General features: G+C 56.8%; 19 protein-coding genes. 13 read left to right on the plus strand and 6 right to left on the minus strand.

The window, feature by feature from the left end:
* Positions 1-136 precede the first annotated feature (136 nt).
* Genes J9880_RS17780 through cobA form a run of 6 tightly spaced genes read left to right on the plus strand, consistent with a single transcriptional unit; the run spans position 137 to position 10,835 of the window.
* Positions 137-1,396: a CmpA/NrtA family ABC transporter substrate-binding protein gene (locus tag J9880_RS17780; protein WP_232769692.1), complete on the plus strand. Its 1,260-nt coding sequence runs from the start codon at positions 137-139 to the stop codon at positions 1,394-1,396.
* Positions 1,397-1,408: 12 nt separating this feature from the next.
* Entirely contained in the window at positions 1,409-2,320 is a 912-nt protein-coding gene (gene ntrB / locus J9880_RS17785; RefSeq protein WP_131694203.1) for a nitrate ABC transporter permease, read from the plus strand.
* Complete coding sequence (locus tag J9880_RS17790) at positions 2,317-3,114, plus strand: ABC transporter ATP-binding protein (protein WP_232769693.1); 798 nt, start codon at positions 2,317-2,319, stop codon at positions 3,112-3,114. Before ntrB ends, J9880_RS17790 begins: the two co-directional genes overlap by 4 nt.
* A 22-nt stretch (positions 3,115-3,136) precedes the next feature.
* Complete coding sequence (nirB, locus tag J9880_RS17795; RefSeq protein WP_232769694.1) at positions 3,137-7,330, plus strand: nitrite reductase large subunit NirB; 4,194 nt, start codon at positions 3,137-3,139, stop codon at positions 7,328-7,330.
* Entirely contained in the window at positions 7,327-9,999 is a 2,673-nt protein-coding gene (locus tag J9880_RS17800) for a nitrate reductase (protein ID WP_232769695.1), read from the plus strand. The genes nirB and J9880_RS17800 overlap by 4 nt, the downstream gene beginning before the upstream one ends.
* Before the next feature lie 23 nt (positions 10,000-10,022).
* Positions 10,023-10,835 (plus strand): uroporphyrinogen-III C-methyltransferase, encoded by an 813-nt coding sequence (gene cobA / locus J9880_RS17805; protein ID WP_408637239.1) that lies wholly within the window; start codon positions 10,023-10,025, stop codon positions 10,833-10,835.
* Here cobA and J9880_RS17810 read toward each other — a convergent pair.
* Entirely contained in the window at positions 10,808-11,788 is a 981-nt protein-coding gene (locus J9880_RS17810) for an XdhC family protein (protein WP_232769696.1), read from the minus strand. The genes cobA and J9880_RS17810 overlap by 28 nt on opposite strands.
* Before the next feature lie 93 nt (positions 11,789-11,881).
* Between J9880_RS17810 and J9880_RS17815 the strand changes: the two genes are divergently transcribed.
* From J9880_RS17815 to J9880_RS17835, 5 genes are all read left to right on the plus strand, one after another.
* The gene (locus J9880_RS17815) at positions 11,882-12,451 is read left to right on the plus strand and encodes a nucleotidyltransferase family protein (protein WP_232769697.1); all 570 of its coding nucleotides are present in this window, start codon (positions 11,882-11,884) and stop codon (positions 12,449-12,451) included.
* A 183-nt stretch (positions 12,452-12,634) separates the two neighbouring features.
* The gene (locus J9880_RS17820; protein WP_131694209.1) at positions 12,635-13,462 is read left to right on the plus strand and encodes an ABC transporter substrate-binding protein; all 828 of its coding nucleotides are present in this window, start codon (positions 12,635-12,637) and stop codon (positions 13,460-13,462) included.
* A 24-nt stretch (positions 13,463-13,486) separates the two neighbouring features.
* A complete protein-coding gene (locus tag J9880_RS17825) occupies positions 13,487-14,317 on the plus strand; it encodes an amino acid ABC transporter ATP-binding protein (protein WP_229921046.1) in 831 nt (276 codons plus the stop codon).
* Positions 14,314-15,087, plus strand: a complete 774-nt coding sequence (locus J9880_RS17830; protein WP_232769698.1) for an ABC transporter permease subunit — start codon at positions 14,314-14,316, stop codon at positions 15,085-15,087. The genes J9880_RS17825 and J9880_RS17830 overlap by 4 nt, the downstream gene beginning before the upstream one ends.
* Positions 15,077-15,769 (plus strand): amino acid ABC transporter permease, encoded by a 693-nt coding sequence (locus J9880_RS17835; protein WP_232769699.1) that lies wholly within the window; start codon positions 15,077-15,079, stop codon positions 15,767-15,769. The genes J9880_RS17830 and J9880_RS17835 overlap by 11 nt, the downstream gene beginning before the upstream one ends.
* Positions 15,770-15,822: 53 nt before the next feature.
* Here J9880_RS17835 and J9880_RS17840 read toward each other — a convergent pair whose 3' ends face one another.
* From J9880_RS17840 to J9880_RS17850, 3 genes are read right to left on the minus strand one after another with little or no spacing between them, the layout of a single operon-like run.
* Entirely contained in the window at positions 15,823-16,623 is an 801-nt protein-coding gene (locus tag J9880_RS17840) for an amino acid ABC transporter substrate-binding protein (RefSeq protein ID WP_232769700.1), read from the minus strand.
* A 16-nt stretch (positions 16,624-16,639) separates the two neighbouring features.
* Complete coding sequence (locus J9880_RS17845) at positions 16,640-17,308, minus strand: amino acid ABC transporter permease (protein WP_095922135.1); 669 nt, start codon at positions 17,306-17,308, stop codon at positions 16,640-16,642.
* Between the two features lie 24 nt (positions 17,309-17,332).
* Positions 17,333-18,064 (minus strand): amino acid ABC transporter ATP-binding protein, encoded by a 732-nt coding sequence (locus J9880_RS17850; RefSeq protein ID WP_232769701.1) that lies wholly within the window; start codon positions 18,062-18,064, stop codon positions 17,333-17,335.
* Between the two features lie 935 nt (positions 18,065-18,999).
* On the opposite strand from J9880_RS17850, the gene J9880_RS17855 reads away from it, so the two are divergent.
* Positions 19,000-19,311, plus strand: coding sequence for a DUF3892 domain-containing protein (locus J9880_RS17855; RefSeq protein WP_232769702.1), 312 nt, complete (start codon positions 19,000-19,002; stop codon positions 19,309-19,311).
* A 117-nt stretch (positions 19,312-19,428) separates the two neighbouring features.
* On the opposite strand, the gene J9880_RS17860 is transcribed toward J9880_RS17855, so the two are convergent.
* Together J9880_RS17860 and J9880_RS17865 are read right to left on the minus strand one after the other, a co-directional pair.
* Positions 19,429-19,989 carry a GNAT family N-acetyltransferase gene (locus J9880_RS17860; RefSeq protein ID WP_232769703.1) on the minus strand — a complete coding sequence of 187 codons (561 nt, stop codon included), beginning with the start codon at positions 19,987-19,989 and terminating at the stop codon, positions 19,429-19,431.
* A gap of 158 nt (positions 19,990-20,147) precedes the next feature.
* A complete protein-coding gene (locus J9880_RS17865) occupies positions 20,148-20,495 on the minus strand; it encodes a helix-turn-helix domain-containing protein (RefSeq protein ID WP_095925144.1) in 348 nt (115 codons plus the stop codon).
* 541 nt (positions 20,496-21,036) lie between these two features.
* Between J9880_RS17865 and ompC the strand changes: the two genes are divergently transcribed.
* Positions 21,037-22,161 (plus strand): porin OmpC, encoded by a 1,125-nt coding sequence (ompC, locus tag J9880_RS17870; RefSeq protein ID WP_232770489.1) that lies wholly within the window; start codon positions 21,037-21,039, stop codon positions 22,159-22,161.
* The last annotated feature ends 28 nt before the right edge of the window (positions 22,162-22,189 follow it).

A 22,189-nucleotide genomic window follows, 5' to 3' on the forward strand; every position in this document is an offset into this window, starting at 1 on the left:
TGTTATACGACATAAGCACTAAACCAATGGCGGTTTAGTCAGGATTACGGATAAAGGCGTCCGTTAGCGTTCAGGAAACTGAGCGCTAACTGGACGCTTTTTTTTTGCTCATTTTTCAACTTTACAGGAAGCCGCAATGACGCAAGACAACACTACGCCGGGGCGATTCTCCCGCCGCCGTTTTATCGCGGCCAGCGCGGCGCTGGGCGGCAGCATGATGATGCCCGGTTTTATGAACAGCGTATGGGCGGCCGGCTCCGATGCACCGGAGAAAAAAGAGATCCGCGTCGGCTTTATTCCGCTGACCGACTGCGCCTCCGTGGTGATGGCGGCGGTGAAAAAGTTTGATGAGAAATACGGCATCAAAATCATCCCGAGCAAGGAATCAAGCTGGGCGTCAGTGCGCGACAAACTGGTGTCCGGCGAGCTTGATGCCGCGCATGTCCTTTACGGTCTGGTCTACGGCTTACAGCTTGGCGTTTCCGGCCCGCAGCACGACATGGCGATGCTGATGGCGCTCAACAATAACGGGCAGGCGATCACCCTTTCAAATCAGCTGAAACAGGCCGGCGTCACCGGGGCGGACTCGCTGAAAAAAGCGGTCGATGCCAGTGCGAAAGGCACGTACACCTTTGCCCAGACTTTCCCCACCGGCACCCACGCCATGTGGCTCTATTACTGGCTGGCGAACGCCGGGATCCATCCGTTTAACGATGTCCGCAATGTGGTCGTGCCGCCGCCGCAAATGGTGGTGAACATGAAAATCGGCAACATGAGCGGCTATTGCGTCGGCGAACCGTGGAACCAGCGCGCCATTCAGGATGATATCGGTTTCACCGCCGTGACCTCGCAGGAAATCTGGCCGGATCATCCGGAAAAAATTCTCGGCACCACTCAGGCCTGGGTGACGGCGAATCCCAACGCCGCCCGCGCCCTGACGGCGGCGGTGCTGGACGCTTCGCGCTGGATCGACACCTCAGACGCCAACCGTATCGAGACCGCGCAGGTGATATCGGCACGCGCCTACATCAATACGCCGGTGGAAACCCTTCAGGGGCGGATGCTCGGCGATTACCAAAACGGGCTGGGCAAAACCTGGAAAGACGCCCACAGCATGCGCTTTTTCAACGACGGCGCGGTCAACTACCCCTATCTCTCCGACGGCATGTGGTTCCTGACCCAGCACAAACGCTGGGGACTGCTGGATAAGGATCCGGACTATCTGGCCGTCGCCAGAAAAATTAACCGCATTGACGTCTACAAACAGGCCGCCACGGCGGTGGGTGGGATCAGCCTGCCGTCCGGCGAGATGCGCAGCAGCACGCTCATCGACGGGAAAGTCTGGGACGGCAGCCAGCCTGCTGAATATGCCAACAGTTTTGCCATGAAACGCTAAGTGAGGTCGCCAATGTCTGTTCACTCCCCATCCAAAATTGTCGTACTGGCAGAGCCGGTCAGCGCGCAGATCGTGCCGCTGACCCCCGCGCCGCCGGTCGTTAGCGTGAAAGCGCCTGTCACCGGCCGCGTACATGGCGTGCTGCGCCGGTGGCTGCAACAGGGCATTCCGGCCCTGCTGGGCGTCATTGTGCTGATTGCGCTGTGGCAGGTTGCCGCGCTCAGCAGCAAAGGTTTTCCGACACCGCTGAAAACCTGGGACGCCGCCAAAGTGATTTTCGCCGATCCGTTTTACATCGCGGGACCAAACGACATGGGGATCGGCTGGAACGTACTGGCCTCGCTGCAACGTGTGGCGACCGGGTTCGGGCTGGCGGCGCTGGTGGGCATTCCCGCCGGTTTCCTGATCGGACGTTTCCGCTTTATCGCCCGCATGCTCAACCCGGTGATTTCGCTGCTGCGCCCGGTCAGCCCGCTGGCGTGGCTGCCGATTGGTCTGCTGCTGTTTCAGCGTGCTGAACCGGCCTCGGCATGGACCATCTTTATCTGCTCTATCTGGCCGATGATCCTTAACACCGCAGAAGGCGTGATGCGTATTCCGCAGGATTATCTCAACGTCGCGCGGGTGCTGAAACTCAGTGAATTCACCGTGATGCGCAAGATCCTGTTTCCTGCCGTGTTGCCTTACATCCTGACCGGTGTGCGCCTGTCGATCGGCATCGCGTGGCTGGTGATCGTCGCCGCCGAAATGCTCACCGGCGGCGTCGGCATCGGTTTCTGGATCTGGAACGAATGGAACAACCTCAATGTGGAAAACATCATTATCGCCATCCTGCTGATTGGCGTGGTGGGCATGGCGCTGGAACAGGGGCTGATGGCCATTGCCCGCCGCTTCAGCTACGACAACGTCAGGAGCCTGAGATGAAAAATGACAAAGCCATTATCCGCGTGCAAAACGTCAGCCAGCAATTTCCGACCGCAAAAGGCACGTTTCTGGCGCTCGACAACGTCAGTTTTGATATTGCGCAGGGCGAAACGGTCAGCCTGATCGGGCATTCCGGCTGCGGGAAATCCACCTTGCTGAACCTGATTGCCGGGCTGAGTCGCCCGACGGCAGGGGTGTTGCTGTGTGATAACCACGAGATTACCGGTCCGGGGCCGGAGCGCGGTGTGGTGTTTCAGAACCATTCCCTGCTGCCCTGGCTGACCACGACGGAGAACGTCGCGCTGGCGGTGAATCAGGTATTCAAAGGGGTGATGAGTAAAAGTGAAATGCGCGAGTGGATCGCGCACAACCTCGAGCTGGTGCATATGGGGCACGCCGCCGACAAGCGTCCGGGTGAGATTTCCGGCGGCATGAAACAGCGGGTGGGGATTGCCCGCGCATTGGCGATGAAACCCAAAGTGCTGCTGATGGATGAACCTTTCGGTGCGCTCGACGCCCTGACCCGCGCGCATTTGCAGGATGCGGTGATGGAGATCCAGTCGCGTCTGAACACCACCATTTTGCTGATCACCCATGACGTTGATGAAGCGGTGCTGCTGTCGGATCGCGTGATGATGATGACCAACGGCCCGGCGGCGAAAGTCGGCGAGGTATTACAGGTGGAACTGGAACGTCCGCGTTCGCGGCTGGCGCTGGCGAACGACCCGATGTTCCACCGTTACCGCCAGCAGGTGTTGCAGTTTCTGTACGAAAAACACCGGTCAGTGGCCTGATTCAACCGGCAGGATAAGCGCAATGGAAAAACCCACGTTGATGGTGATCGGCAACGGCATGGCGGGCGCGCGACTGGTGGAACGGTTGTGCGAACAGGCAGCGGACCGGTTCCGCATCCTGATGATCGGCGATGAAGCACAGCCTGCGTATAACCGCATCCTGCTGACGCCGGTGCTTGCCGGTGAAAAGCACTTTGATGACATCGTGACCCATGATGCGTCGTGGTATCAACGTCACAGTGTCACGTTTATGGCCGGTGCGGCGGCGACGGAGATTGACCGCAAGGCCCGCAGGGTGCGGGCGGGCGGCCAGTGGTTGGCGTACGACCATCTGGTGCTCGCCACCGGTTCCCGGCCTTTTATGCCGCCTTTGCCCGGCGCGACACTGCGCGGCATTTATGGTTTTCGTGCTCAGCAGGATGTGGAAAACATCCTCGACGGGCATTACGCCGGACAACCGGCGGTGGTGATTGGCGGCGGGGTGCTGGGGGTGGAAGCCGCCGCCGCCCTGGCACAGCGCGGTATGCAGGTCAGCCTGCTGCACCGTGGCGCGTATCTGATGGACAGTCATCTCGATGAACACGCCGCCGGGCTGCTGCGTGACAGCCTGACGGCGCGGGGGATTGAGGTGATTTTGCAGGCACAAACGCGGGCGTATGCCGGGGATGCACAGGGCAATGTGCAGGCGGTCAGGCTCCGCGACGGGCGGGACATTCCGGCGCAGCGCGTGGTGGTGGCGGCGGGTGTCCGGCCTGATATCGCGCTGGCACAGGCCGCCGGACTGGCCTGCGATCGCGGCATTCTGGTCAGCGACACGCTGCACACTTCCGACCCGGCCATTTCCGCGATTGGCGAATGTTGTCAGCAGGGGGAACTGACGGCCGGGCTGGTGGCACCGTGCTGGCAACAGGCCGAAGCGCTGGCGGCCCGTCTGGCGGGCGGGCAAAAGGTGTCATCAGTGATCCCGCCGCTGCCGCTGCGCCTGAAAGTAACCGGCCTGGCGTTGTTTTGCGCCGGTGAATTGCATGCCGGTGACGGGGCGCAAATCCATACCGTCTCAGACCCGATCGACGGCCATTACCGCCGCCTGATCCTGCGCGATAACCGCCTCACCGGCGTGTTGCTGTGGGGCGATATCAGTGACGGACCGCAATACGTTTCACGACTCAGCCATCCCTGCGTGCAGCAGGCAAAACTCAGTGTTTTCAGTCCCGGTGACGTCCCGGCTACGTCCGGTCTCACGGCCATCACATCAGAACAGTTACCCGTTGAGGTGACGAGGAGCAATGCAATGTCGAAACCCGTTTTAGTCATGGCCGGACACGGCATGGTCGGTCACCATTTCCTGCAACAGCTGGTGGAGCGGGAACTGCATCTGCAATATCAGGTGATCGTGTTTGCGGAAGAAACGTCACCGGCTTACGACCGCGTACATTTATCAGAGTTTTTCTCCGGCCGCAGCGCGGAATCGCTGTCGGTGGTGGAGGACGACTTCTTTGAATCGACCGGTATCGAGCTGCGCCTGGGGCATTGCATCGGCCATATTGATACCCGCCACCGTTTTGTGGTCGATCATCAGGGGCGACAGACCCCTTACGATCTGCTGGTGCTGGCGACTGGCTCTTATCCGTTTGTGCCGCCCATTCCGGGCAACGACGCGCCGGGTTGTCTGGTGTACCGCACGCTCGACGACCTTGCGGCGATCCGCGACTGCGCAGCGGAAGGCAAAACCGGCGTGGTGGTCGGTGGCGGGCTGCTGGGGCTGGAAGCGGCAAACGCGCTGAAACATCTCGGGCTGCACACGCATGTGGTGGAATTCGCGCCCCGGCTGATGGGGGTTCAGCTCGATGAAGGCGGGGCGGCGATGCTGCGCCGCAAGATTGAAGCGCTGGACGTGCAGGTTCATACCGGCAAGGAAACCCGCGCCATCGTGGCGGGGGTAGCCAGCCGCTATCGCATGGAGTTTGCCGACGGCGGTCATCTGGAAACCGATCTGGTGCTGTTCTCCGCCGGGATCCGTCCGCGTGATCAGCTGGCAAAAACGTGCGGGCTGGACGTCGGGCCGCGCGGCGGCATCGTGATTAACGATCAGTGCCGAACCTCGGATCCGGCCATTTTTGCCATCGGTGAATGTGCGTTATGGAACGGGCAGATTTTCGGTCTGGTGGCGCCCGGCTATCAGATGGCGCGCACGCTGGCGGATACGCTTTCCGGCAGCGAGGTGGCGTTTAAAGGGGCGGACATGAGCACCAAACTGAAGCTGCTGGGCGTGGACGTCGCGTCAGTCGGCGACGCGCATGGCCGCACGCCGGGCAGTCAGAGTTACAGCTGGGTGGATGGACCGGCGGAAGTGTACAAAAAAATCGTGGTCTCCCAGGACGGTAAACGTCTGCTCGGTGCGGTGCTGGTCGGCGACAGCAACGAGTACAGCACGCTGTTACAGATGATGCTTAACGACATGCCGCTGCCCGCCAGACCGGAAAGCCTGATCCTGCCTGCCGGGGCAGGCGCAGCGCCACAAAGTCTCGGCGTGGCGGCACTGCCGGATGGTGCACAAATCTGTTCCTGCCATAACGTCAGCAAATCCGCTATCTGTGACGCGGTGAAAGGCGGCTGTGGCGACATGGCGGCAGTCAAAGCCTGCACCAAAGCCGCCACCGGCTGCGGCGGCTGTGCGGCGCTGACCAAACAGGTGATGGAATTCGCGCTGAGTGAAATGGGCGTCGAGGTGAAAAAAGACGTCTGCGAGCATTTTGCGTACTCCCGTCAGGAGATGTACCACCTGGTGCGCATGGGCAAACTCCGCAGTTTTGCCGAACTGATTCAGAAACACGGGCGCGGCAGCGGCTGTGAAATCTGCAAACCGCTGGCCGGATCGATTCTGGCGTCCTGCTGGAATGACTACCTGCTCACACCGCAGCATTTGCCGTTGCAGGACACCAACGATCGTTACTTTGCCAATATTCAGAAAGACGGCACCTATTCCGTGGTGCCGCGTGTCCCGGCCGGTGAAATCACGCCGGACGGCCTGATTGCCATCGGTCAGGTCGCCAAACGCTATAACCTCTACACCAAAATCACCGGCGGTCAGCGGGTGGATTTGTTCGGCGCGCGCCTCGAACAACTGCCTGAAATCTGGCAGCAACTGGTGGAAGCCGGTTTCGAAACCGGCCATGCCTACGGCAAATCGCTGCGCACGGTGAAATCCTGCGTCGGCTCGAACTGGTGCCGCTACGGCGTGCAGGATTCCACCTCGCTGGCGCTGCAACTGGAGCACCGCTACAAGGGACTGCGTTCACCGCACAAAATCAAAATGGCGGTGTCCGGTTGCACCCGCGAATGTGCCGAAGCGCAGAGCAAAGACGTTGGCGTGATTGCCACTGAAAAGGGCTGGAATTTATATGTCTGCGGCAACGGCGGCATGAAACCGCGTCATGCGGATTTGCTGGCGCAGGACATGAGCACCGGCGATCTGATCCGCACCGTGGACCGCTTCCTGATGTTTTACATCCGTACCGCCGACCGCCTGCAACGCACCAGCACCTGGATGGATAATCTCGAAGGAGGCATGGAGTATCTGCGACAGGTGGTGCTGGAAGACAGCCTGCAGATCGGCGCAGAACTGGAAAGCGAGATGAACGCGGTGGTCGGCACTTATCAGTGCGAATGGCAAACCACGCTGGCCGATCCTGACCTGCTGGCGCTGTTCCGTCCGTTCGTTAACAGCACCGCGCCGGATGAGGCGGTGGTGATGGTCACCGAGCGTCAGCAGGTGCGTCCGGCGCGTGCGCATGAACGGGCGGCACGGGAGGGGATCACGGTCAGTGAGCCGGTGATGGCGGTGCAGGGCTGGGTGGCGTTGTGCGATCTGACTGAGATCCCGGCCAATGCCGGTATGGCGGCACGGCTGGCGCACCGGCAGATTGCGCTGTTCCATTTACCGGATCATCCGCAGCAGGTCTTTGCCCTGAGCAACCGCGAGCCGGACAGCGATGCCAACGTGCTGGCACGGGGACTGCTGGGGGATGTGCAGGGCGAACCAGTGGTGATTTCACCGCTGTATAAACAGCGTTTCCGCCTGCGGGACGGGCGCAACGTGGATGACGCGCAGTCCGCGCTGCACGTCTGGCCGGTGAAAGTGGAAAATGGCCGCGTCTGGGTGCAGGAACAGCCGGTGCAGACCGCCGCTGAAATTGCCGCGACGGTCAGCGTATGAAGACACCTTCCGTTACCGTTCCGGCACTGACCACCTGCGCCTATTGCGGCGTGGGGTGTGGCGTCAGCATGCGGCCCGAGGGAGACGATTTTTGTGCAGAGGGCGACCCGAACCATCCGGCGAACCACGGGCGGCTGTGCGTGAAAGGCAGCGCGCTCGGCGAAACGCTGGGACTGGCCGGACGGCTTTTACAGCCGGAAATCGACGGTCAGCCGGTGAGCTGGATGCAGGCGCTGGATACGGTAGCGCAACGCCTGCGGGCGGTGATCCGCGAGCACGGGCCGCAGGCGGTGGCGTTTTACGGCTCCGGCCAGTTGCTGACCGAAGATTATTACGTCGCCAATAAGCTGATGAAGGGCTTTATCGGCGCAGGAAATATGGATACCAATTCGCGGCTGTGCATGGCCTCCGCCGTGGCAGCCTACAAACGCGCCTTCGGGGCCGACGCCGTGCCGTGCAGTTATCAGGATCTGGAACAGGCGGACTGCGTGATATTAACCGGTTCGAATACCGCCTGGGCGCATCCGGTGGTGTATCAGCGGCTGGTGCAGGCTAAACAGGCGCGTCCTGAAATGCGTATCGTGGTAATTGACCCGCGTCAGACTGCAACCTGTGATATCGCGGATTTGCATCTGGCCCTGCGTCCCGGCAGCGATGCGGCACTGTTCTGCGGCGCGCTCAATGCGATGGCTGAGAGCGGAAATCTTGACCGCGATTTCCTGCACCATCACACGCAGGGCGCGGAAGAGACGTTGCAGGCAGCGCGGGACTGGACGGTGGCGCGTACCGCCGCGTTCTGCGAATTGCCCGCTGAACAGTTGCTGGCGTTTTACCAGATGATTGCAGGCTGTACGCGGCTGGTGACGCTGTATTCCATGGGCATTAACCAGTCCAGCTCCGGCGTTGATAAATGCAATGCCATCATCAATCTGCATCTGGCGACCGGCAATATCGGGCGCGAAGGCTGCGGACCCTTTTCCATCACCGGCCAGCCAAACGCCATGGGCGGGCGGGAAGTTGGCGGGCTGGCGAATCAGCTGGCGTCACACATGGGCTTTACAGCGGAAGATATCGGGCGCGTCGGCCGCTTCTGGAAGAGTGACAACGTCACTCAATCCGCCGGGCTGAACGCCGTGGATCTGTTCCGTGCGGTGGAAGACGGCCGGATAAAAGCGGTATGGATCATGGGCACCAATCCGCTGGTCTCGCTGCCGGATGCGGACCGGGTACGCGCCGGACTGGCCCGCTGTCCGCTGGTGATTGTCTCCGACATCATGCGCGACACCGATACCACCCGCGCCGCGCATATCTGTTTACCCGCGCTGGGCTGGGGCGAAAAAAATGGCACGGTCACCAACTCGGAACGCTGCATCTCGCGTCAGCGGGCGTTTCTGCCCGCACCGGGAGAGGCGAAAGCGGACTGGTGGATCCTCAGTCAGGTGGCGCAGCGGCTGGGGTTCGGTCAGGCTTTTGCCTGGCAACATCCGGCTGAGATTTTCCGTGAACATGCGGCGCTTTCCGGTTTTGAAAATCACGGCGCGCGGGCGTTTGATATCAGCGGGCTGGCGACGCTGTCGGATGAAGAATGGGACAACCTGCGTCCCGTGCAGTGGCCGGTGAACGCGGCGCATCCGCAAGGCACCGCGCGGTTATTTACCGATAACACTTTCTTTCACCCCGACGGCAGGGCGCGGCTGGTGGCGATCACGCCACGGCTGCCCGTCAGCCCGACGTCGGCGGCCTGGCCGCTGATCATGAATACCGGCAGGGTGCGCGACCAGTGGCATACCATGACCCGCACCGGGAAATCGGCGCGGCTGATGCAGCACATCAGCGAACCCTTCTGTCAGTTTCATCCCGACGATGCGCCGGACATTCAGGCCGGTGATCTGCTGCGCGTGGCCTCGTCGCACGGCTGGCTGCTGCTGCGTGCGCAACCGGACAACCTGCAACCGCGCGGCAGCGTGTTTGTGCCGATGCACTGGAACAGCCTGTTCAGCCAGCAGGCCCGGGTGGATGCGCTGATTGCGGCGCATGTGGACCCGCTGTCAGGGCAGCCGGAAAGCAAGCATATGCCGGTCAGCCTGCGGCGCTGGCAGGCCGCGTGGCAGGCTGAACTGTTTATCCGCGGCGAAGAGCGCGAGCCGCCGGTGACGGCTTACCGGAGCCTGATCACCCAGCCGGGCATCACGCATTTTACGCTGGCCGATTCGTCACTGCCCGCCGACTGGATGGCGTGGCTGGACGAGTCTTACGCTACCAACCAGATGGTCTGCCAGACCGCACGGACGGGCGACGACGGTTTCAGTCTGCTGGCCTGGGCAGACGGCGCCTTGCAACTGGCGTTTTATGCCCGCCGCACACCGCCGTCACCTGACCGGCAGGCGGTGGTGGCTGCCTTTACCACGCCGCCGCACACCGCGTCGCAACGTCTGGCACTTTTGGCCGGTCGCACCGCCCGCGATACCCCACCGGCAGGCGCGATGATTTGCAGCTGCTTTTCGGTGGGTGAAATCCGCATCGTGCAGGCGGTACAACAGGGCTGCCACAACGTGCAGCAGCTTGGCGAAACACTCAAATGCGGCACAAATTGCGGCTCATGCATTCCTGAACTCAAAAACATCATAGCCCGTCAGCGTGTCACGCAAACGGAAGGAGACAGCCAGTGAATATTCCCGAAACATTCTTACAGGTGCAGCAGATCGCGCACATCATGGCAGCCGCCACCCTGCGTCAGCCGGTATGTCGCGGCGAAGTCTGGCTGGTGGGTGCCGGGCCGGGTGATGTGGAATTACTGACCCTGAAGGCGCTGCGCGTGATACAGCAGGCGGAGGTGGTGGTGTTTGACCGGCTGGTCTCCGCGCCGGTGATGGCGCTGATCCCGGAGGACGCACTGCGCATTGACGCCGGTAAATCCACACGTCATCACACCCTCGGGCAGCCGGAGATTAACCAGTTACTGGTCGGTCTGGCGCAGACCGGTCACCGCGTGGTTCGTCTCAAAGGCGGCGATCCCTTTATTTTCGGCCGGGGCGGTGAGGAGATGGCGCACTGTCAGCAGCACGGCGTGACCTGCCATATCGTGCCGGGGATCACGGCGGCGATGGGGTGTGCGGCGGCCAGTGGTATTCCGCTGACGCACCGGGATCTGGCGCAGTCCGTACGCTTTGTCACCGGTCACGGCGCGCAGGGTGAGCCGGACGTTGACTGGTCTGCACTGGCGATGGCGCATCAGACGCTGGTGTTTTACATGGGCATCGCCGGCAGCGACAGCATCAGTCAGAAACTGATGGCCAACGGTATGCCGCCCGACATGCCGGTCGCGGTGATCGAACGCGGTACGCAACCGGAACAGCGGGTATTCACCGGCACGCTGGATTCGCTGGGGAATATCATCGTGGCGAACCGGGTGGCTACGCCCGCGTTGCTGATTATCGGCGAGGTGGCGGGAATGTACCGGCAGCCTGTGCGACAGATTCAGCGCGAAACTGAAACTGTCCGCTGATTCTTGACCCGCACAATATCGGCCATCACTGCCAGCGCGATTTCGGCGGGGGTTTTGCTGCCGATATCAATACCAATCGGGGCGTGAATGCGGGTCAGTTCTTCCGCGGTCATGCCGCCGGTGGTTTCCAGCCTTCTGATGCGGTTCTGGCTGTTACGCAGCGAACCCATGACGCCGATGTAAAACGCGTCGGTGTTGACCGCTTCCATCATGGTCAGGTCATCCATTCTCGGATCATGGGTCAGCGCGACGATGGCGGTATTGGCATGGCAGCCGTGTTGTTCGAGATAGCGCGCCGGAAACACCGTTTCAAGGATCGGCGAACCGCTGATTTGTCCGCGAAAATTCTCCAGAATGTCTTCCCTCGGTTCACAAATCACCGTTTCAAACCCCAGCCCGCTGGCAAACTCTGCGCAGAATACCGCCACGGCAGACAGCCCGGCGATGATAATGCGCGGTGCGCAGGCGAGGGTAATGACGATTTCAGACGTCTCACGTTCAACAATGGTGCTGCTGCGCCAGGTTTCCTGCGTTAAGGAATGGCAGGCCGCAGGCGGCGTAATGCGTTTTTTCAGCGCAAAATGACGGTTCAGCGACTGGCCGATCCCGGCGATATAAGCCTGATTCGCCGCCGTGGGTGCGAGATACTCAATCAGAATATCCAGCACGCCGCCGCAGGGCAGCGCGCGATCCGGCGTTAATCCGCCGTCGCCGTAGCGCACCACCTGACTCGGCTGGCGAAAATCACCGTCGCGGATGCGCTGAATAAAATCATCCTCAATACAGCCGCCGGACAGCGAACCACAAAAATGGCCGTCGCGGTTTATCACCATTAATGTGCCCGGCGGACGTGGCGATGAACCGAAAGTGCTGAGCACCGTGCACAGCCATATCGGCTGATCGTTAATCCAGCGGGCTGACTGACTGATCACGCTGATATCCAGACTTTGCATTGGTTAACACCCTTGTTATGTCTAAAATAACCGGCATGTGGATTAACTCATCATTATAGATGTTTATGAAAATGGCTTCGGGAGCAATCTGAAATGAAACAACCCGTGGTGATATTGCTGGCGGCGGGCTTCAGCCGTCGTTATCAGCAGGCGACCGGTCGGCATAAATTACTGGAAGAGCTTACCGGTACCGGCATGACGATATTTCAGCACAGCCTCGGCAATGTTTTGCGAACAGGCTTGCCGGTCTGCGTGGTGCTGCGCCCCGGTTCACAGGAACTACAGGCGTTCTGCCAGCGTGTGGATGTGCCTTTTGTCTGCGTGGAGAGTCAGGGCATGGGCGATTCCCTGACGGCCGGTGTGCAGGCCACGGGGGAAGCCGGTGGCTGGATTATCACGCTGGCGGACTTGCCCTATATCCTGCCGCAAACCTATGACGATATCGCACAGGCCGTGCGCGCCGGGCAATGTGCCAGACCGGTGTATCACGGACAACCGGGGCATCCTGTCGGATTCCCCGCCTCCATGCGGACCTCGCTGATCGCCTTACAGGGCAGCGGCGGGGCGCGCGACCTGCTGAAAACGCACCCGCCATTAAACATCGAAAGTGAAGATCCGGGCTGCGTGTGGGATATCGACCTGCCGGGTGATCTCAAAATTTGAACGGTTCGCCTTTAGTGACAGCTGTTTTTCTTATGCCTAATTCGTCCATATTTATATTTTTAAATTCGTAGTCGCTCATTCTTCCTTATGCAATTCTTTGACCTACAAAAGAAAAAATACCGGATCTTCATTTTTAACATTTGGGGCGTCACTGCCTCTGAAGACTATTCATAAGGAAAAACGATGGCTGTCATTAACGTAAATAAAACCCAGATTGCTGCCGGACTGTTTCTGGCGCTCAGCACGATTTCTACTTTTGCCGCGCACGCGGATCAGCTGGCGGACATCAAAAAAGCCGGTGTGGTGAAGGTCGCGACGTTCGATTCCAATCCGCCGTTTGGATCTGTTGATGCCAAAACCCATGACATCGTCGGTTATGACGTGGATTTCGCGAAAGCGCTGGCGAAAACGCTGGGTGTTAAATTGCAACTGGTGCCGACCAATCCGGCGAACCGTATTCCGTTATTACAGTCCGGTAAAGCCGATCTGATCGTGGCGGATATCACCATCACGCCGGAACGCGCAAAAGTGATCGACTTCTCTGTGCCTTATTTCGTCACCGGCCAGCAGTTCCTGGTACCGGCCGGATCGCCGGATAAGCTGGATGCCTATGCCACGGCACGCATCGGTGCGGTGAAAGGCACCACCGGCGAGCAGGAATTGCATAACCGCTTCCCGCAATCCCGCGTGTTGTCTTATGACGATATTCCGCTGGCACTTTCTGCGCTGCGGAATGGCAACGTGCAGGCCATTACGCAGGACAGCACCATTCTGGCGGGGCTGCTGGATGGCGCGCCGGACAAAGCAAAATACAAAGTGCTGCCTGAATTGCTGAGCAAAGAAGAGATTGGCGTGGGCGTCAAAAAAGGCGAAACCAGCCTGCTGAAAGTGGTTAATGACGAGCTGCTGAATCTGGAGAAAAACGGTCAGGCGGTCAGCATTTATAACGTCTGGTTCGGTCCGCAGACCAAATCACCTCAGCCGCGTCTGTTCAAAATCGAAGCCAAATAATCTGTTTTATGCAAGGTAAGACACATGCAGCAAGACACTATCTCAACCGCAGCGGCGTCTGCGGTTTTTTCACATTCATCCGCCGGAAAAACGGCGGCCGTCGAATTCCGCCAGGTCAGTAAATCTTTCGGTCCGCATGAGGTTATCCGTAACGTTGATTTACGTGTGAACAGTGGCGAAGTGGTGGCAGTTTGCGGGCCATCCGGTTCAGGTAAATCCACGCTGATCCGGCTGATTAATCAGCTGGAATCGGTCAGCAGCGGTGAAATTTTTATCGCCGACCAGCCGACGCGCAATCTCAGGGGTGCCGCATTACGCCAGTTGCGCACACACATCGGATTTGTGTTTCAGCAGTTCAACCTTTACGCCCACCTCACCGCTGAAGACAACGTCAGTCTGGCGCTGATTAAAGTGCATGGCTGGAAGAAAATTGAGGCGCGCGAAAAGGCACGGGCATTGCTGGCGCGCGTCGGTCTGGGTGATAAAGCGCAGCATTATCCCGAGCAGCTTTCCGGCGGTCAGCAGCAGCGCGTGGCGATTGCCAGGGCGCTGGTCACGGATCCGGGCATCATTTTATTTGATGAACCGACCTCGGCGCTGGATCCGGAAATGATCGGCGAAGTCCTGCTGGTGATGCAGGAACTGGCGAAAAGCGGCATCACCATGATTGTGGTGACGCACGAAATGAGTTTTGCCCGTGAAATCGCTGACCGGGTGATTTTCATGGACGGCGGCGAAATCCTTGAACAGGCGCAGCCGGAAGATTTCTTCCTGCGTCCGCAACATCCGCGTGCGCAGCGGTTTCTGCAAAAAGTCCTGTTTCCGCTGCATCCGCAAACCGGAGTCGCGCTATGAACTGGCATCCCGACTGGGCTGGCGTGCTGACCGGCCAGCCTCTGCACTGGATAATCTCCGGCTTCCTCACCACGCTGTATGTCAGCATTATCGGAAGCTTGCTCGCCACGTTACTGACGGTATTGCTGCTGGCGCTGCGCCTGAGTTCGTCGCGTCTGGCACGCGGTGCGGTGGCGGCGTTTGTCTCTGTTTTTCGTAACACGCCGCTGCTGGTACAACTGCTGTTCTGGTATTTCGCGGCGTACGGCGCGTTGCCGCAAAGCTGGCGTTTTTACATCGGCGACATTCATCCGTGGGCGACGTTTCCGGGCAACATTGCCTGGCTGACCCCGGAATTTCTGTGTGCGGCCTGGGGGCTGGCGCTGTTTACGGCGGCGTTTCTGGTGGAAGAAGTGCAGGCCGGGCTGAATTCCGTGCCGAAAGGCCAGACCGAAGCGGCGATTTCTCAGGGTTTCAGCCGTAAAACGCTGCTGCTTTCGATTCTCCTGCCGCAGGCGCTGATCAACGCGTGGCAGCCGATCACCGGCCAGTATCTCAACCTGATGAAGCTTTCCTCGCTGGCGACGGGTATCGGTTTTTCGGAACTGACGTATCAGGTCAGCCAGATTGAAAGCTATAACGCGCACGCCTTTGAAGGTTTCGCCGTCGGGACGCTGCTGTATCTGGCGCTCGGACTGCTCCTCGGCTGGCTGATGACGGCGTTTGGTCCGAAGCGACCGCAGCACAGGCCGCAGGTGGTTCTGAAAGAGGAAATTCGCGATGGAATGTGACTGGTCAGTTATACACGATAATTTCACTTATCTGCTGTGGGGAAGGCTGGTTGACGGCGAGCCGGGCGGCGTATTGCTGACGCTTATCATGGCGGCGTCGGCGGGCGTTCTGGCGTTAGTGTTCGGTGTGCTGATGGCGGCGCTGGCGTGGCGTTTCGGCGGCCTGACACGAAAAATCCTGTTTATCTGGGCGTCCTTTATTCGCGGCATTCCGCTGATTTTCGTGATTTTCTGGCTGTACTTCCTGCTGCCGGTGGTGTTTGGCGGTTCAATTCCCGGCCCTCTGACGGTGATTGTGGCGCTGGCCTGGTTTACCTCGGCGGCGGTGATGCACTCGACGCTGGCCGGTCTGGAAGCCTTGCCGCGCGGGCAAACTGAAGCGGGAATTGCATCCGGCATGGGTTACGGCAACGTGCTGTTGTTCGTGCTGTTACCGCAGGCGTGGCCGAATCTGCTGCCGTCGTATCTCGGGCTGCTGATCTCTCTGGTGAAAGACACATCGCTGGCGTTTATCGTCAACGTGCCGGAACTGACCACGGTGGCCGGGCAGGTGAATAACCGGGTACAAATTTACCCGGCAGAAATCTTCCTGCTGGTCGGCCTGATGTATTATCTGCTGTGCGCGACGCTGGCGTATCTGGCGGGTAAATCCATCAAACGTCGTCAGGGGTTGCGCACGTAAACGAAAACCCCGCCTGTTTCCGGCGGGGTTTTCAGACGGGAGAGACGGTAAGTTTATTGCCTTTTGCTGACCGACGTTAATTCCATGTCCACACTCAGATCCCGGTCAAACCACTTCTCAGAAATCTTCTTCAATGTCCCGTCTGCCCGTAATTCACCGAGTGCGACATCCACTTTTTGTTTCAGTGCTTCCCCGCGCGCATCTTTCCTGAACGGCAGGGCAACCTGTTTCAGGCCGAAGGGTTCACCGACAACTTTCAGCGGCAGATTTTTATGTTTGATCTGACCGAGCAGGATCACCTGACCGGAAACATAGGCATCCACTTTTCCCTGAGCCACGCTGTTGACCACCACATCCATGCCCTCGAAGGTCACCAGTTTGATTTCATTTTTCGGATCAAATTCTTTCAGGACTTTGGCATAGTTCGAACCGAGATCGGCGGCGACGGTTTTACCTTTCATGTCCTGTAATCCGTGAATGGTGGTATTGTTTTTACTCACCGCTAACTGCGCCGCAGAGTAATAGTAGGGCGCTGAATAATCGTATTTTTTTCGCCGCTCCGGCGTGTCGGCGAAATTGCCCACGGTATCCACTTTGCCGGTTTCCAGAGAACCCAGCACGCCCACCCAATCGGACGTTACCCATTCCACTTTGTAGTGGATCTTACTGGCGACGGCGTTGAGAATGTCCGCGCTGAATCCTTTGATGGTATCGCCGTCTTTAAAATAGTGGGGATAACCGTCCGGTGTCGCCCCCACCCGCAGAACGGGTTCATCATCGGCTTTTGCGGCGGGTTTATCACACGCCGTCAGCAGCAAAGGGAGTGAACAAATTGCCAGTGTTAACAAGCGCATATCAAGATTTCCTGTTTTAACCGGCATAAGGTTTGCCGAGATGTTTTTCGAGGCGACGCTGTAACTCACTGAAAATGATGGTCAGCGCCCAGTAGACCAGTGCCACGGCGAAATACGCTTCGAAGAATTTCAGCGATTCTGTGGCCACCATTTTTCCGGCGGCCAGCAGCTCGCTGACGCCTAATGTGAACGCCAGCGAAGAGTTCTTGATCAGGCCGATATACACGTTGCCGGTCGCCGGGATCGCATTGCGGCAGGCTTGCGGAAACAGGATACGGCGGGAAGCGGTAAACATGCTTAGCCCGGAGGCCAGCGAGGCTTCCAGTTGCCCTTTATCAACAGAGTCGATGGCGGCACGGAAGATTTCCGCCAGATAGGCGGACGTGTTTAAGCTTAAACCGAGGATCACTGCATTCATGGCACTCAGCGAATTCATAGAAGGAATAATTTGCGGCAGCCCGAAATAAATAATCAATAATTGCACCAGTACCGGTGTGCCGCGAAAGAAGGAAATATACAGGTGTGCAAACGCTGCGGGTATTTTACCGGCCCGGAGTAACAGGGCGAAAATAATCCCCAGTACGGTCGCCAGTAAAATGGAAAGCAATGAAATCAGCAAGGTCACGGGAAGATAAACGAGGATCTGCGGAATAACGCCGAGCATATAAGGAAAATCAAAATTCATTGTGCAAAGTTCCGTGTACGGCCATCAGGCAAAATCGTGTAAGAAAGATCGGGTACGCTTCCCGGAAGCGGTCTGGAATATTTTGGCCGGTTCGCCTTGTTCGATAATTTGCCCGTGCTCCATGAAAAATATCCGGTCAGAAACATCCCGTGCAAAGCCCATTTCATGCGTCACGATCATCATGGTTAAGTCGCGCCCGGCCAGCCCTTCAATCAGGTTCAGCACTTCACGGCGCATTTCGGGATCCAGCGAAGACGTGGGCTCATCAAATAAAATGACCTGCGGATCAACGGCCATGGCGCGGGCGATGCCGACGCGCTGCTGTTGTCCGCCGGAGAGTGTGCCGGGATAAGCCGCCGCTTTGTGCGCCAGACCCACCTGCGCAAGCAATTCCTGACCCCGTTCGCCGGCCTGCGCTTTAGTCAGTTTTTGCGTAAAACGTAAAATCTCCGTGATATTTTCCAGCGCGGTTTTATTTTTAAATAAATTGTAGTGCTGAAAAACCATCGACGTCTGGCGGCGAAAACCGTCGGTTTGTTTGCGGGTGAGTGTTGCGGCGTTTATGTGTTTATCACCAATCTGAATCTGGCCGGAATCCGGCCTGACCAGCAAATTCAGCGAACGTAACAGAGTGGATTTCCCGGAACCGGAAGGGCCTATTACCGACACCACTTCACCTTTATTCACCGTGAAATTAATATCCGACAGGGCAGGGAATTGGTTAAATGATTTATTCAATCCGCTGACAGTGATCATGTGTGCTCCCGCTGGTTAATATAAATAACGCGCATATTTCCTTAAAAGAATATTAACTTTTCGGTCGCCTGCGACAAATGCTTTAAATCGCTAACGATATGCGGGGCGTAATATTATGCCTGTGTGAACTGACAACCGGCAGCGCATCAATCAGCTTTTCCGTCCACGGATGGACAGGGCGGTGGAACACCTCATCGAATTTTCCGTGCTAAAGGTCAACACCTTGGGTTGCCACCCAAACTGGCCTCAAGGGGCGCCTGTCGCCACACCCCTTGAGAATCCCGGGCTCTTTTACTGCGTGCTCCGCTCGCTGGCTATGTTTCAGGTATCGCAGTGACAGGCTGGAAATCTTGCCGCTGCGCGGTTCCTTCTCTCGGTCCTGGAGCCTCTGGTCTCCAGGCCGCTCCGTTCAGCAAGATTTCTGAATCGCCCGCACGATCTTTAAACCAACGGCAGACTGTTTTTCATCTTTTAAAAAGGTTGATTGGCGTGCTCAAAATTCAGCTGAACGGAGCGGCTTCAAGACCTATGGCTTGAAGACCGAGAGAAGGTAGTGCGAAGCACCTGGATTTGCGGCACTCACCAATGCACCGGAACATGTCCGTCATACCCGCGACAGCGCGCAGTGAAAAAGCGCGGAGTCCAGAGGCCCGCGCGTTACCGGGTCTCTGGTCGGTGTGGGCCGACGCCCACGACCTTGACCTTAATAACCCGGCGAACTGAATGCGATAACAGGCGGGTGACGAGGCTTCTTCTTATTACAATACTTATTAAAATGTTCAGGTAATAAGATTACCGGTATGGCTAAACCTGTTGAGTAATATTGATTTTTTATTGAGTTTGATCAATAAATCAACAGCCAGATAATAGACTTTAAAATTTTAAAGCATATAAAGAGAAAACAGGACTGGCTCTGTAAAAATCAAGGAAAAGAGATGAAGGGGAAATGGGCGAATTATTTAATATCGCAGGTGAAATATAACGAGCAGCATACTCACATTATCGATGTGGTGGTGCATGAGGATCTGGGAAATGCCGTTGGTGCTGCGGTAATACAACCCCGGCAGTGGGTCATCTCTATGATTGATAATGACTATAGTTTCTGCACCGCGATACAAAACAACCATGGCAAATGGGTAAGAGGACGAATAGTGGTGACGGATCGGGTAATGGGTAAAGATTACCTCACCACTCTCGCTGACGGGCAAGCCATAGATAACTTAGAAAACCTTCCTGAATATTTCTGATATTCATTTTGGTCTTAACAGACAGGTGCGCAAAAATACAGCACCTGTCTGTTATCACCGGCAACAAAACCCATATTACGGCAAATCTTAACCTCTCGGTTTATTATTCCCCCGGCGTTAAACCAGCGTCCGTAATTCAGCAACAGAGCGAACCAGCGGTGCCTGCTCGTGCGCTTCAAAGGCCTGTTGATTGAGAATTTTGCGCAGATACACCAGTTCGACACCCAGCGGGTTAGTCGCGGTATGAAACGGCTCATAGCCGCGCCGCTGATACAGACCGGTCAGCCACGGATGTTTCACCGCCGTCGCCAGATACACCGCCGGTGATTTCAGCGTGTCGCGTAAAAACGTTTCTTCGACGTAGCGGATAATTTCATTGCCCAGCCCCTGACCTTTGGCGTGTTCCGCCACCGCAAACCAGTGCACAAACGGCCACGGCGCAAGATGGTTTTTGGCCGGTGTCCATAAGAAACGTGTGGTCAGCGTGGCCGTCAGTACGCCGTCTTTCTCCAGCACATAGGTGGTTTCATTGCGGATAACATCCCGCACATCCTCCACGCTTGCGCGGGTGATGGTGAAATGAATGCCATGGTCCAGCAACGGCGCGTACGCCTTTTGCAAAAGACGGTGCAACGCCGCCGCTTCAGACTCGTGCGCAAGGCGGATCAGGTGGCTCATCTTCAGTTCCTATTGTTGGCAGCAGAGCGTTATCCCCGATTATTAAAGTCAGGAACCAGGGATGTAAAACAACAATAGTTGCTATGGAGTTGCGGAAGATGGAATAGGGGGCTGGCCGCCCCCATGCTCCCCGGGCTCTTCAGCGGGACATCCCGTCCTTATGAACCTTCGAGGTAGTCATTAAAACGCCTGCGCCAGTGTCCCGGTGAAATATGGTATTTACGGGAAAACGCCCGGGTGAATGACTGCTGCGAATCGAAACCATAACGGTGAGAAATATCGACAATAGAATCAGTATTTCTGACTAAATCGCAGGCAGCACTTTCAAGTTTTTTGTCGCGGATATAATTTGCAATAGTTTGTTCTGTTTTCTCGTGGAAGACGCGTTGCAAATGCCATTTTGAATAGCCAGATTTCTCGGCGACATCATTTATCTTCAGCGGTTTATCTATATTGTCGTCAATCCATAGCATGATTGAACGAACGATCTCATCGCGTATCACCATCATCATAGCCTCAGAGCATTTATCTATTTTCACTTGCAGTAAGAGAATAACAGTAAACAAAACACTAATTTACCCGCCCCATCCTGATTAAACTCATGAGTGACGTTAATTAATGCGGGTCCCGCCTGAGGTAATATAAGTTTTTCTTATCCTGAAATAAGTTCATGAAAATGAACAAAAAACCGAATACCAAGATATTCGGTTATATGAAAAGCATATAATTAAATTATAAATCAAACAGGCCAATGAAAAGCCAAAAATAATAATGAAGCAACTCAACGTAACCGATTGCCCGCAAGCAAGGATTATCAAAATGTGCGATTTGAGTTAAGGGCTGAGATATTTATCAATCTGTGCTGACAAAATAAAACATTTATTTACACCCTGAGTTTAAAAATGATAAATCAAATGCGCAGCAGTTTTTACTGCCTTGAGAAATAATCATTACAGGGGCCATAAGTGATAGTAAAGGCCCGAAACTTTATTTTGCCTAAAGCTCGATAAATAAGCAGTGGCGAGTTATCAATCATTGAGGGTTATGATGAAGCATAAAGCGATCTTTTTAGTGATGTCATCCGCATTACTTGCCGGTACGGCGCACGCAGCAGAAGTTTTCAATAAAGACGGCAATAAATTAGATATTTACGGTCTGGTGTCCGGCGAACATTATTTCTCCAAAGACAGCAGCATGGATGGCGACCAGACCTACGTCCGTCTGGGTTTTCGTGGTGAAACGCAGATCTCTGACAATCTGACCGGTTACGGCCAGTGGCAGTCACAGTACGACGCCAGCAGCGCAGAAAGTGAAGATTCCACACCGCGCACCCGTTACGGTTTCGCGGGTCTGAAATTTGGTGATTACGGCTCCTTCGACTACGGCCGTAACCGTGGCGTGCTGTACGATTCCTTAGGCTTTACCGACATGCAGCCTGAGTTCGACGGCATGACTTACGGTTCTGACCAGTTCATGTTCAGCCGCGCAAACGGTGTCGCGACTTACCGTGACAGCGGTTTCTACGGCCTGATTGATGGTCTGGATATTGCGATTCAGTATCAGGGTAAAAATGACGGCGGCGGTGAGCCGGGCGTGCGCAGCGTATTGCGTCAGAACGGCGACGGTTACGGCATGTCTGCCACCTACAATATTGGCGCAGGCGTCAGCATTGTCAGTGCCATGAGCAGCGCTGACCGTACCAATGAACAAAACAGCCGCACGAACGGCATCATGGGTAACGGCAAACGTGCCGAAGCGTATTCCGGTGCGATCAAGTATGACGCGCACGGCGTGTATTTAGGCGCGATGTATACCCAGGCGTATAATGCGTCCCGCTTCGGTTCTGTTTCTGATGATACGGCGTACGGTTATGCCAATAAATCTCAGATCATGGAACTGTACGCCAGCTACCAGTTTGACTTCGGTCTGCAACCGTTTGTGGCCTATAACGTCAACAAAGGGAAAGATCTGGGCCGTTCCGCCTCCGGTCGTAATTACGGCGATCAGGATCTGATCAAATATGTCGATTTCGGCGCGACGTATTACTTCAACAAAAACATCAATATGTTTGTTGATTACATGGTTAACCTGGTGGATGAAAACAGCTTTACCCGTGAAGCCGGTATCAGCACCGACGACGTGACCGCAGTCGGTATTGTTTATCAGTTCTGATGCGGGGATCTGATGCAGGGATTCTGGC

It is taken from the genome of Rahnella victoriana (genome assembly GCF_021276285.1).
Classification (GTDB): domain Bacteria; phylum Pseudomonadota; class Gammaproteobacteria; order Enterobacterales; family Enterobacteriaceae; genus Rahnella; species Rahnella victoriana.

Coding starts and splice junctions, on each gene's coding strand:
- J9880_RS17825 (WP_229921046.1), top strand. CDS start 13,487: ATGCAGCAAGACACTATCTCAACCGCAGCGGCGTCTGCGGTTTTTTCA.
- ompC (WP_232770489.1), top strand. CDS start 21,037: ATGAAGCATAAAGCGATCTTTTTAGTGATGTCATCCGCATTACTTGCC.
- J9880_RS17835 (WP_232769699.1), top strand. CDS start 15,077: ATGGAATGTGACTGGTCAGTTATACACGATAATTTCACTTATCTGCTG.
- J9880_RS17810 (WP_232769696.1), bottom strand. CDS start 11,788: ATGCAAAGTCTGGATATCAGCGTGATCAGTCAGTCAGCCCGCTGGATT.
- ntrB (WP_131694203.1), top strand. CDS start 1,409: ATGTCTGTTCACTCCCCATCCAAAATTGTCGTACTGGCAGAGCCGGTC.
- J9880_RS17820 (WP_131694209.1), top strand. CDS start 12,635: ATGGCTGTCATTAACGTAAATAAAACCCAGATTGCTGCCGGACTGTTT.
- nirB (WP_232769694.1), top strand. CDS start 3,137: ATGGAAAAACCCACGTTGATGGTGATCGGCAACGGCATGGCGGGCGCG.
- J9880_RS17815 (WP_232769697.1), top strand. CDS start 11,882: ATGAAACAACCCGTGGTGATATTGCTGGCGGCGGGCTTCAGCCGTCGT.
- J9880_RS17850 (WP_232769701.1), bottom strand. CDS start 18,064: ATGATCACTGTCAGCGGATTGAATAAATCATTTAACCAATTCCCTGCC.
- J9880_RS17790 (WP_232769693.1), top strand. CDS start 2,317: ATGAAAAATGACAAAGCCATTATCCGCGTGCAAAACGTCAGCCAGCAA.
- J9880_RS17860 (WP_232769703.1), bottom strand. CDS start 19,989: ATGAGCCACCTGATCCGCCTTGCGCACGAGTCTGAAGCGGCGGCGTTG.
- J9880_RS17840 (WP_232769700.1), bottom strand. CDS start 16,623: ATGCGCTTGTTAACACTGGCAATTTGTTCACTCCCTTTGCTGCTGACG.
- J9880_RS17830 (WP_232769698.1), top strand. CDS start 14,314: ATGAACTGGCATCCCGACTGGGCTGGCGTGCTGACCGGCCAGCCTCTG.
- J9880_RS17855 (WP_232769702.1), top strand. CDS start 19,000: ATGAAGGGGAAATGGGCGAATTATTTAATATCGCAGGTGAAATATAAC.
- J9880_RS17780 (WP_232769692.1), top strand. CDS start 137: ATGACGCAAGACAACACTACGCCGGGGCGATTCTCCCGCCGCCGTTTT.
- J9880_RS17800 (WP_232769695.1), top strand. CDS start 7,327: ATGAAGACACCTTCCGTTACCGTTCCGGCACTGACCACCTGCGCCTAT.
- J9880_RS17845 (WP_095922135.1), bottom strand. CDS start 17,308: ATGAATTTTGATTTTCCTTATATGCTCGGCGTTATTCCGCAGATCCTC.
- J9880_RS17865 (WP_095925144.1), bottom strand. CDS start 20,495: ATGGTGATACGCGATGAGATCGTTCGTTCAATCATGCTATGGATTGAC.